The organism is Streptomyces ureilyticus (assembly GCF_011045025.1).
Taxonomy (GTDB): domain Bacteria; phylum Actinomycetota; class Actinomycetes; order Streptomycetales; family Streptomycetaceae; genus Streptomyces; species Streptomyces ureilyticus.
Window position 1 is genome coordinate 1 of record NZ_JAAKZX010000278.1, and the last position, 10,450, is coordinate 10,450.

General features: G+C 69.7%; 6 protein-coding genes and 2 pseudogenes. 4 read left to right on the forward strand and 4 right to left on the reverse strand.

Annotation, left to right across the window (positions count from 1 at the left end):
- Nucleotides 1-138: pseudogene (locus G6048_RS50555) on the reverse strand (daunorubicin/doxorubicin resistance ABC transporter ATP-binding protein DrrA); the annotation flags it as partial.
- On the opposite strand from G6048_RS50555, the gene G6048_RS43460 reads away from it, so the two are divergent.
- Nucleotides 116-895: an RICIN domain-containing protein gene (locus G6048_RS43460; protein ID WP_165345131.1), complete on the forward strand. Its 780-nt coding sequence runs from the start codon at nt 116-118 to the stop codon at nt 893-895. The pseudogene G6048_RS50555 and the gene G6048_RS43460 overlap by 23 nt on opposite strands.
- A gap of 9 nt (nt 896-904) precedes the next feature.
- Here G6048_RS43460 and G6048_RS43465 read toward each other — a convergent pair whose 3' ends face one another.
- The gene (locus G6048_RS43465; RefSeq protein ID WP_165345132.1) at nt 905-3,319 is read right to left on the reverse strand and encodes a SpoIIE family protein phosphatase; all 2,415 of its coding nucleotides are present in this window, start codon (nt 3,317-3,319) and stop codon (nt 905-907) included.
- 286 nt (nt 3,320-3,605) lie between these two features.
- Here G6048_RS43465 and G6048_RS43475 point away from each other — a divergent pair.
- A pseudogene (locus G6048_RS43475) lies at nt 3,606-6,590 on the forward strand (glycoside hydrolase family 2 TIM barrel-domain containing protein).
- On the opposite strand, the gene qcrB reads toward G6048_RS43475, so the two are convergent.
- Entirely contained in the window at nt 6,562-8,262 is a 1,701-nt protein-coding gene (gene qcrB / locus G6048_RS43480) for a cytochrome bc1 complex cytochrome b subunit (RefSeq protein WP_165345133.1), read from the reverse strand. The pseudogene G6048_RS43475 and the gene qcrB overlap by 29 nt on opposite strands.
- A complete protein-coding gene (gene sigJ, locus G6048_RS43485) occupies nt 8,259-9,212 on the reverse strand; it encodes an RNA polymerase sigma factor SigJ (protein WP_165345134.1) in 954 nt (317 codons plus the stop codon). The genes qcrB and sigJ overlap by 4 nt, the downstream gene beginning before the upstream one ends.
- 200 nt (nt 9,213-9,412) lie before the next feature.
- On the opposite strand from sigJ, the gene G6048_RS43490 reads away from it, so the two are divergent.
- Together G6048_RS43490 and G6048_RS43495 are read left to right on the forward strand one after the other, a co-directional pair.
- Nucleotides 9,413-9,658, forward strand: a complete 246-nt coding sequence (locus G6048_RS43490) for a hypothetical protein (protein ID WP_165345135.1) — start codon at nt 9,413-9,415, stop codon at nt 9,656-9,658.
- Between the two features lie 3 nt (nt 9,659-9,661).
- Entirely contained in the window at nt 9,662-10,042 is a 381-nt protein-coding gene (locus tag G6048_RS43495; protein ID WP_165345136.1) for a toxin Doc, read from the forward strand.
- The last annotated feature ends 408 nt before the right edge of the window (nt 10,043-10,450 follow it).

Here is a 10,450-nt window from a genome sequence, read left to right on the forward strand (position 1 = left end):
GAGCTGGCCGACCATCTGGAGGTTCTCGCGGCCGGTCAGATACTCGTCGACCGCGGCGAACTGGCCGGACAGGCCGATCGAGCGCCGCACTTCATTGGGGTTCTTGAGTACGTCGATGCCTGCGACGCCCCCGCAGCCGCCCTACCCCCCGAAGCCGGGAAGGCGCCCGCGCGGCCGGAGAACCCTCGCCCTCGCTGTGCTCGCGGTGAGCGCGTGCGTCGCCGTGCCGCTCATCCTGTGGGCCGGCGACAGGGACGACGCGCCGCCACCCTCCGACGCGGCAACCGGGACGGCGTCCAAGGCACCGGGTTCCAAGGCACCCGAGTCCAGGGAGCCCGGTGCCGGGCCGTCCAGAGCCGGCTCGGGCGGCGCGAGCGGCGACGACGACCCGCCGTCCGGCACCACGCGCGGGCAGCTGCGCAATGCCGGAAACGGTCTGTGCGTCGGCATCGCCGGCGACAAGGCGGTCAAGGACGCGGAGGCCGTGCTCACCACCTGCACCACCTCCGCCCTGCAGCAATGGTCGTACGAGGAAGACGGCCTGCTCCGCAGCCTGGACACCCCGGAGCTGTGCCTCGACTCCCGCCTCGCCTCCTCGGTCCGGCTGGGCGCTTGTGAGGGCGAGGAGCAGCTGAACATCAAGAACGTGCGCTACGACTTCACCGGTGGGGACAAGCTGCTGCCGCTGGCCCGCAAGGAGCTGGCCCTGGCACCCGCCGCGGACGAGGGCGAGACGGCCCTCGTCCTCAAGACGCGGGAGAGCGGCGCGTCCCAGCGCTGGCAGTTCGAGACGTCGGTGACCTCGCTCCAGATGGAGTGGATCAACGCGCACACGGACGGCGAATCGCCCGAGCCGACGCACAGCGCCCGGCCGAGCCCCGGCCGCACACCATGATGCGCACGGTCAGTCCTCGTCCATGGTCAGCTCCGCCCAGATCGTCTTCCCCTCGGGCGTGTGCCGGCTGCCCCACCGCTGGGTGAGCTGGGCGACCAGGAGCAGTCCGCGACCGCCCTCGTCGAAGGTCTTGGCGCGCCGCAGATGCGGGGCCGTGTGGCTGGCGTCCGACACCTCGCAGATCAGCGTGCCGGCGTCGTGGATGAGGCGCAGCCGGATGGGGCGCTCGCCGTACCGGATGGCGTTGGTGACGAGTTCGCTCACCACGAGCTCCGTCGTGAACGCCGCCTCGTCCAGGTCCCAGCCGCTCAGCTGCTGGACGACCTGTTTGCGGATCGGGGCGACGAGGGCGGGGTCGGCCGGGATGTCCCAGGTCGCCACCTGAGAGGCGGGAAGTCCGCGCGTACGGGCGAGCAGCAGGGCCACGTCGTCGGACACGCCCTTCGGCGGGAGCAGCGTCTGGAGGACGTGATGACAGGTGTCGTCCAGTGAGCTCGACGGGCGGGCCAGCGCCTGGCACAGCATCCGGTGACTGACGTCGATGTCCCGGTCGCGGCTCTCGATCAGGCCGTCGGTGTAGAGGGCGAGCACGGTCCCTTCGGCGAGTGTGAGCTCGATGGACTCGAACGGCAGCCCGCCGAGGCCGAGCGGGGGCCCGGGCGGTACGTCGATCTCCCGCGGCGGGCCGTCCGGCGGCAGCATCACCGGGGGCGGATGCCCGGCCCGCGCGAGGGTGCAACGGCGGCTGATCGGGTCGTACACCGCATACAGGCAGGTGGCGCCGACCTCGCCCGTCGTTCCGTCGCCGCCCGCCTCGGTGGACAGCCTGAGGACCAGGTCGTCGAGGTGGGTCAGCAGCTCGTCCGGAGCCAGGTCGATGTCGGCGAGCGTGCGGACGGCGGTCCGTAGCCGCCCCATCGTGGCCGAGGCCTGGACGCCGTGGCCGACGACGTCCCCGACGACCATGGCGGCCCGCATCCCCGACAGCGGGATCACATCGAACCAGTCGCCGCCGACCCCGGCCCGGGCCGCGGGCAGATAGCGGGAGGCCGCTTCCAGGGCGGCCGTGCGCGGCAGCGTCCGGGGCAGCAGGCTGCGCTGGAGGGCGAGCGCGGTCGCGCGTTCGCGGGAGTAGCGGCGGGCGTTGTCGATGCAGACGGCCGCCCTGGCCGTGACCTCCTCGGCCAGCAGGACGTCGTCGGGCGTGAAGGGCTCGGCCCGCCGGAACCGGGTGAACACGACGACGCCCAGGGGTGCGCCGCGGGCCTGCATCGGGACCGACATCGTCGAGTGGATGCCGTACTCCTTGACGCGTTCGAAGCGCGGCCGGTCCCAGGCGAGCCATTCCGAGAGCGTGGACGCGAGGTCCGAGGCCACGATGGGCCGGCCGGCGAGGAGGGAGTCGGCCTGCGGCGAAGACGCCGGGTAGACATCGACCTGGCCCGGCTTGACCACTGCCTCCGGGTTGCCCGGGTGCACCGATCGGTGGGCGGCGCGGCGCAGGCTGACAGGGGCGGACAGCCGCCCGGAGTACGGTTCGCCGCCCTGCTCGTCCGGATCCATCAGGTCGATGCTGACGAAGTCGGCGAGCGCCGGCACGCAGACGTCGGCCAGTTCCTGGGCCGTGCGTCTGACGTCGAGGGTGGAGCCGACCCGGATGCTCGCCTCGTTGACGAGTTGCAGACGTTCACGGGCCAGGTACTGCTCGGTGAAGTCGTGGGCGGTCAGACAGACGCCGCGCACCCTGCCCTCGGAGTCCGTGAGCGGCGCGATGCGGGCCAGCCAGGCGTGCGGCTCCCGCTCCCCGCCCAGCCTCATGTACGTCTGCACATCCTCGGGCTGCCCGCCCAGGAGCACCCGGATCAGGTGTCGCTCCAGGTCCTCGCTCTGCGGCCGGCCGCCGAGCTCGGGGAGCCGCAGTCCGCGGATCCGGTCCTCCGGGAGCCCGATCGCGTGGGCCATGGCCTCGTTGATCCGGCGCAGTCGCAGCCGCTCGTCGTAGATCGCCGTGGCGCACGGGGACTGTTCAAGCAGCGCGGTCGTCAGGGGATCGCCGTCGGGCAGCGGGTCCGTACGGTCGAGGGGTGTGACGAGGAGCCAGTCGCTGCGGTCGCCGCTCTTGGACCGTCGTCGGTGCGCGAGCAGCCATATGTGCCTGGAGCGGCCGTCCTGATGGCGCAGCGCGAGCTGTCCGCTCCAGCGATTGCTCGTCGGCTCGGGCCGGGGCCCGGCCCCGTCGCCCTGGGCCAGCAGATCCGCGGCGGGCCGGCCCAGGACCTCCGCCGGGGCATGGCCGAGCAGGCGCCGGGCGCCCTCGTTCCACTCGACGATGATGCCGTCCGCGTCGAGGACGGCCCGTGCTGTGGCGGTCACGTCGAAGGGGTAGTCCGGACCGTCGGACGGTGTGTCGTCGTGGCTCCTCATCGTCGCCACACTCCATTGCGTCCCTTGCGGACACTGACAGTGATCAGCTGCGTCACTAGAGTCCCAGCCTAGTCCGTACGGGTGGTCCGCACACCGCCTGGAGCACACCGGCACCGGCCGCCGCTCCCCGGCCCCCGGTCACCGGGAGGTTTTGCGGCCGATGTGGCGTGACGGACAGAAGAGGCCTGCCGCGGTCTTGTCGGTCCAGAGTGTCACGCCGTCAGAACCTGTTGGGTCGCGAGCAGTTGTGAGTATTTCTGAGCCCTGACGAAGGGGAAGACCCGTCATGACGGTGACGCGCAGGTCGGTACTGATCGCAGGCACGGCGACTCCGGTGGTCCTCGCCGGCACCTCCGAGGTCCAGGCCGCACCAGCCCGCCGCGCCGCCGTCGGAGAGCGGCGGTCCGTTCCGCTCCGTGACGGCTGGCGCTTCGCCCTCGTCAACCCATCCGGCCTCACCGACCCCACCGGCGCCTACGCCCGGGCCGCCGAGCCCGGCTACGACGACTCGGACTGGCGGCACATCATCGGCGACTGGAGCATCGAACAGACCGTTCCTGGGGACTGAGCAGGAGCGAGTCCGCTCAGCCGCACGCCCCGAACGGTCTTGGGCGCACTGGTCCCCGGCGTACTCAACCCCGGGGCAGCGACACGGATCCTGTCCGTGGTCCGATCCCAGGAGGCCGGTTCCCTGCGCGACCTGGCCAGATGGGTATGGCCAGAGGCGACGGGGAGGCCCCGAACCATCACTCCGGTGGGGCGGGGGCCCCGCACCCTGGCGCCGTACCCGGCGTTCCAGATCGCACGGTCACCGTAGCCCGAACAGCCCACACTGCTACAAGCCCGGAAGCCGATCATCACACGATCGAGTCAAACCGCCCTTGTGTACAGTCCCGGGCGAGCAGCCAGCACCCCCGGATCGAGCGTCGTCGACCCCGACGGCCGTACGGTGGCCCGCGAGACCTCCACGATCGAGGTCGGGGACACGGCCACCGAGACCCATCAACTCACGGTCAACAAAGCCAAGGCTGTGGTCCTTCGAGGACGCGCACCGCTACACCCTGCACACCGAACTCCGCGTCGACGGCAAGACCACCGACACCTACCGCACCCCCTTCGGCATCCGGCACGCCGTCTTCGACCCCGACGACGGAATGACCCTCAACGGCGTGTACGCCAAACTCCGCGGGGTCAACCTCCACCACGACCTGGGCGCCCTCGGCGCAGCCGTCAGCGCGGACGCCGTCGAGCGCCAGTTGAAGATCATGAAGAGCATGGGCGTCAACGCCTTGCGCACCTCGCACAATCCGCCCGCCCCGGAGGTGATCGAGGCCTGTGAGCGGCTCGGCATCGTGATGATGGTGGAGGCCCTCGACTGCTGGCGGCGCGGCAAGAACCCGTACGACTACGGGCGCTTCTTCGACGAGCACAGTGACGCCGACATCGCCGAGATGGTCCTCGCGGCCCGTAACTCGCCCGCCGTCCTGATGTGGTCCATCGGCAACGAGGTCCCCGACTTCACCTCGACCGCCGGATTGACCATGGCGGACCGGCTCATCGCCGGCATCAAGAAGCTCGACGAGACCCGCCCGATCGTGATCGGCTCCCACCGGCACCGCAGCGTGCCGCCCGTCGGATCGCCCGCGGACCTCCTCCTCGCCAAGATCGACGGCCTCGGCCTCAACTACAACACCGCCGCCTCCGTCGACGCCCTGCACGCCCGCTATCCGCGCCTCTTCCTCTTCGAGTCGGAGTCCTCCTCCGAGACCTCCACGCGCGGGACGTACCAGGAGCCGGAGCGCCTCAACACCGGCGAGAACCACACGCCGGGCAAGCGCGCGACGTCCTCGTACGACAACAACCTCGCCTCCTGGACGATGAGCGGCGAGTACGGGCTGAAGAAGGACCGGGACCGGAAGTGGTTCACGGGGGAGTTCCTGTGGTCGGGGATCGACTACATCGGTGAGCCGACTCCGTACGACGTGTTCCCGGTGAAGGCGTCCTTCTTCGGAGCCGTGGACACGGCGGGCTTCCCGAAGGACACGTACCACCTCTTCAAGAGCCAGTGGACCGACGAGCCCATGGTCCATCTGCTCCCGATGAGCTGGAACCACGAGGAGGGCGAGACGGTCGAGGTCTGGGCCTATTCGAATGTGGACACCGTCGAGCTGTTCCTCAACGGAAAGTCGCTGGGGACAAGGAAGTTCGACGAGAAGAAGACCACCGACGGCCGTACGTATCTGGAGACCACCGAGGCGACCGGCGACGACAAGAGCGTCACCGGCGGTCCCTGGCCCGGCAGTTACACCAGCCCGAACGGCAGCGCGGGCAAGCTCCACCTCATCTGGAAGGTGCCGTTCGCGCCCGGCGAGTTGAAGGCGGTGGCCCGACGGGACGGCAGTGCCGTCGCCACCGATGTGCTGCGCACCGCCGGGAAGCCGCACGCCGTGCGCCTGACCGCAGACCGCAAGTCCCTTCCCGCGGACGGCCGTTCGCTCTGCTTCGTGACTGCGGAGGTGGTGGACGCGCGCGGTGTGATGGTGCCGGGCGCCGAACATCTCCTGGCGTTCGACGTCGAGGGCGGCTCGCTCGCCGGGCTCGACAACGGGCGCGAGGAGAGCGCCGAGCGCTACCAGTCGAGCACCCGTACGGCCTTCAACGGAAAGGCCCTGGCGATCGTCCGCTCCGGTACGAGGGCGGGACGGCTTACGGTGCGGGCCCGCTCGAAGGGCCTGCGGACTGCCACCGTCTCCGTACGCACCGCGCCCGCGCGCGAGAAGGTCCTGACCCCGGCACCGGAGTTCAAGCCCGACCCGGGCCCTGGCGCCCCGAACTACCCCCTGGCGGACGCCAGTTACTCGGGACGTCCGGACACCCTGCCCGCCGCGATGCTCGACGGCGACCCGGCGACCGGGTGGTCCAACGCCTTCCACAAGGAGGCCACCGCCCTGCTGCCCGCCTTCGACGGCGCCCGCGAGGAGGACTGGGTCTCGGTCGACTGGGGACGTACCCGCACCCTGGACCGTATCGAGGTCTCCTTCACCGTCGACGCCACGCACACGCTGCCCGCCACGGTCGAGGTGGCGTACTGGGACGGCCGCCGTTACGTGCCCGTCAAGGGAGCCGAGATCGACTGGGCCACCGCGCGCCGACGGCGATCACCTTCAATGCCGTACGTGCCGGCCGCATCCGGCTCACCATGACGAGCCGCCACCCGGGCGAGGCCCGCGGCGCCCAGCGGATCAGCCGTCTGGAGGCCCCGCCTCGCTGACCGCGCTGGCTTCCCGGGGCTGCTCGACCGCCTCGGCCTCCGCTTCCGGATGGGCCGCGCGGTACTCCTCGGCCGTCGGTTTCGGCACCTGTGTGCCGTCGCCGTACAGACCGCGGGACAGGAGAGCCCGCAGCCGCCCTTTCGAACCGTTCGGGTTCGGCACGCCGTTCCCGTCGTGGGCCGGGCCCGGCTCGAGCGGCCGGGGCTGCTCGTGCTGGGTCAGCGTGTGCAGTTCGGCGGGGGAGAGCGGCTGGTGCACTTCGACGAACTCGCCGTGCGGGAGCCGCTTGATGACACCGGTCTCGCGGCCGTGCAACACCAGGTCGCGGTCCCGGCGTTGCAGGCCCAGGCAGATGCGCCGGGTGGCGATGAAGACCAGGACGGGGACGACGAACAGCGCGATCCGGGCCGCCCAGGTGACCGTGTTGATCGACAGTTGGAAGCGGGTGGCCACGATGTCGTTGCCGCCGGCCGCGAGCAGGATCAGATAGACGCTGATCCAGGCCGTGCCGATGGAGGTACGGATCGGCCGGTTGCGCGGCCGGTCCAGCAGATGGTGCTCTCGCTTGTCGCCGGTGATCCAGGACTCCAGGAACGGATAGACACCGATGAAGACGAGGAGGAGGGGGAAGACGACGATTGGGATCAGCACGCCGAGGACGAGCGTATGGCCGGCCATATTGATCTCCCAGCCCGGCATGATGCGCACCAGCCCCTCGGCGAAGCCCAGATACCAGTCCGGCTGGGCTCCCGTGGACACCTGGTCGGCGCGGTAAGGCCCGTACGCCCAGACCGGGTTGATCGTGGCGATCGCCGCGATCAGCGTGATCACCCCGAACACCAGGAAGAAGAACCCGCCCGCCTTCGCCATGTAGACGGGCATGAACGGCGCGCCCACGACGTTCCGTTCGGTCTTCCCGGGCCCCGGGAACTGGGTGTGCTTGTGGTAGAAGACCAGGATCAGATGGGCCACCACCAGGGCCGCCATGATGCCGGGGATCACCAGGATGTGCAGGGAGTAGAGGCGGGCGACGATGTCGTCTCCGGGGAACTCGCCGCCGAACAGGAAGAACGACAGATACGTTCCGACGATCGGCACGGACAGGATCGCGCCGTCCAGGAACCGCAGCCCGGTGCCGGACAGCAGATCGTCCGGCAGTGAGTAGCCGAAGAGCCCTTCGAACAGGCCGAGGAACAGCAGCGTCCAGCCGAACAGCCAGTTGACCTCACGGGGTTTGCGGAACGAGCCGGTGAAGAAGTGCCGCATCATGTGCATGAGCATCCCGGCCACGAAGATCAGCGCGGCCCAGTGGTGCATCTGCCGGATCAGCAGTCCGCCCCGTACGTCGAAGCTGATGTCCAGCGTCGAGGCGTACGCCTCCGACATGCGTACGCCGTTCAGCGGGACGTAACTGCCGTGGTACGTCACCTCGTTCATCGACGGATGGAAGAACAGCGTCAGATAGACGCCCGTGAGGATCAGTACGACGAAGCTCCACAGGCAGATCTCCCCGAGCAGGAACGACCAGTGGTCCGGGAACACCTTGCGCAGATATTTCCTGCCGAGGCTGTGGGTGCCAAGACGGCCGTCGAACCAGTCGGCCACGCGTGCACCCGAAGATGCCTCGTCGGCCGCGGACCGGCGCGAGGGCGCCTTCTCGTATGTGGTCATACGCCGTCGTCCTTGCGTATGTGCGTGAGCTTGTCGGGGTTGGTGACGATGTAGACGTCGCTGATCCGGTCGCCCTCCTGAGTGAGGTCCATGACCATCACGGCGAACGGGGACGTGCCGTCGAAGACCACCACGGAGTCGTCGCCGTTGACGCGCCGGTAGCTGTAGTCCAGCCGTGCCCCGCCCTGTCCCGCTTGCGCCGTGATGAGCCGCACGACCTTGTCCCGGCCGCGCACCGGCCGCAGCCCCGCCCCGCGGACCTTGCCGCCGCCGTCGCTCCACACCGTGACGTCCGGCGCGAGGATCTCCATCAGCGCACCGATGTCACCGCCGAGCGCGGCCTCGACGAACCGCTCGGTCGCCTCCCTGCGCACCCGCGGATGCGCCTCGTACAGCGGGCGCCGGGCATGCACATGCTGCCGGGCGCGATGCGCCAGCTGGCGTACGGCGGCGGGACTGCGGTCGAGGACCTCGGCGACCTCGGTGTGGGCGTAGCCGAACACCTCGCCCAGGACGAACACCGCCCGCTCCAGCGGGGTCAGCGACTCCAGGACCACCAGCATCGCCATCGACACGGACTCGGCGCGCAGGGCGGGGTCGGCGGCGTCCGGGGGTGGCTCGTCCGTGGCCCGGGCGACGAGCGGCTCGGGCAGCCAGGGGCCTACGTACGTCTCGCGCCGCCGGCTGATCGCGTCCCGCCGCTTCAGCGCGTGGTTCACCGCGACGCGGACGAGATACGCGCGCGGGTTGCCGATCTCCTTCTGCGGTGACCGGCTGCGGCTGCCGGACCATGACAGCCAGGTCTCCTGCAGTACGTCCTCGGTGTCGGCGACACTGCCGAGCATGTTGTAGACGATCGCGAACAGCAGCTCGCGGTGCTCCATGAACAGACGGGTCGCAGTGTTCAGGGCCTCGTCGACCCCCGCCTGCGGTGCCGGACTTCTGGACATGCCTGTGCCTCCCGTTGCGCGCCTCACTACTGCGAGGGCTCCGGGGGCCCGGAGTGTGACATCGGGCGGGGGAGAGTGACGTACGTCTCAGCCCGTACGAGCCGGGGAGCGCCGCCGCTCACACCTGTTCGGTACCGGCCTGTGCAGCACTTGACCTGCGGCTATTTACGGGTAAGTACCCGCGCGGTACCGTGAGGGGCATGCCAGCTCTCAACGTGGAATTCAGCGAGCGCGAGCTCGAGGATCTGCGGCAGATCGCCAAGGAGCGCGGTACGTCGATGAAGGCCCTGGTACGCGAGGCGGCGGCGGCCGACATCGTGCGGCACCGCGCGTTGCAGGAAGGCGCGGACGTGTTCCGCCAGTTCTTCGCGGCGCACGCCGACGAGTTCGCCGCCGCCTTCCCCGAGGACGAACCAACCGGCACGGGCGAGGGGCGGGCCGCCTGACCCATGGCCGCCTCCGTCATCCATATCGACGTGCCGTGGCTGCTCCAGCGCCACGAAGAGGTCCTGCCCGACCAGCCCACGGTGAACGACTTCTCCGCGCTCGTGGCAGCCGTGGCCCGGCACCGCGTGGACCCGCCGCGGCTCGGCGTGGACTCGGACCCGGCCTGGCGCGCCGCCGCGCTGCTGCACACCCTGGCCATGCTCAAGCCGCTGCCGTCCGCCAACGCCCGCTTCGCCTGCGCGACGGCGGTGTCGTACATGTTCGTCAGCGGCGTCGGCATCGATCCGCCCTACGGGGCTCTCGTCGACCTCGCGCGTGACCTGATGTCGGGCAAGGCGGATGTGTTCGGCGCGGCCGACCGTTTGCGCTCCTGGCAGATCTGAAGTTGCACCTGGTTTTCAAAAGCCGGGCGAGCGCGGCGACTTGAGCGACCCGACTTGACTTTCCTTCAGAGGTCGGATGTTGCGCAAGTAGCGCAAGTGGCTTGTTGGCTGTGAGGGATTTGTGCAAGGGTGAACTTCCCAGTACATGGTTAATGGCCGGGTCTGATTCGATGCTCGAGTTTTAGTTCTGCCGGTTTTGCTCAAAAGGCGTCGGCCGACGGCCCGATCGAGTCACCCGCCGGTCGCTTTCCATGCACCAAGCCAGAAAGGTACGCACCAACCCGGAGCACCTTTTCGGCGGTCAGAACTTCTGTGTGCCACCTTGTGCCTTGGAAGGACCCCGCTCAGTGCACACCCCGTGGGACGGTACGGAACTGATGCTCGCCGACGTGGCCGCCGACGGGACCC

Bases quoted from the DNA above. Each gene is read 5' to 3' on its own strand.
- G6048_RS43460 (WP_165345131.1), top strand. From the start codon at position 116: ATGCCTGCGACGCCCCCGCAGCCGCCCTACCCCCCGAAGCCGGGAAGG.
- G6048_RS43465 (WP_165345132.1), bottom strand. From the start codon at position 3,319: ATGAGGAGCCACGACGACACACCGTCCGACGGTCCGGACTACCCCTTC.
- qcrB (WP_165345133.1), bottom strand. From the start codon at position 8,262: ATGACCACATACGAGAAGGCGCCCTCGCGCCGGTCCGCGGCCGACGAG.
- sigJ (WP_165345134.1), bottom strand. From the start codon at position 9,212: ATGTCCAGAAGTCCGGCACCGCAGGCGGGGGTCGACGAGGCCCTGAAC.
- G6048_RS43490 (WP_165345135.1), top strand. From the start codon at position 9,413: ATGCCAGCTCTCAACGTGGAATTCAGCGAGCGCGAGCTCGAGGATCTG.
- G6048_RS43495 (WP_165345136.1), top strand. From the start codon at position 9,662: ATGGCCGCCTCCGTCATCCATATCGACGTGCCGTGGCTGCTCCAGCGC.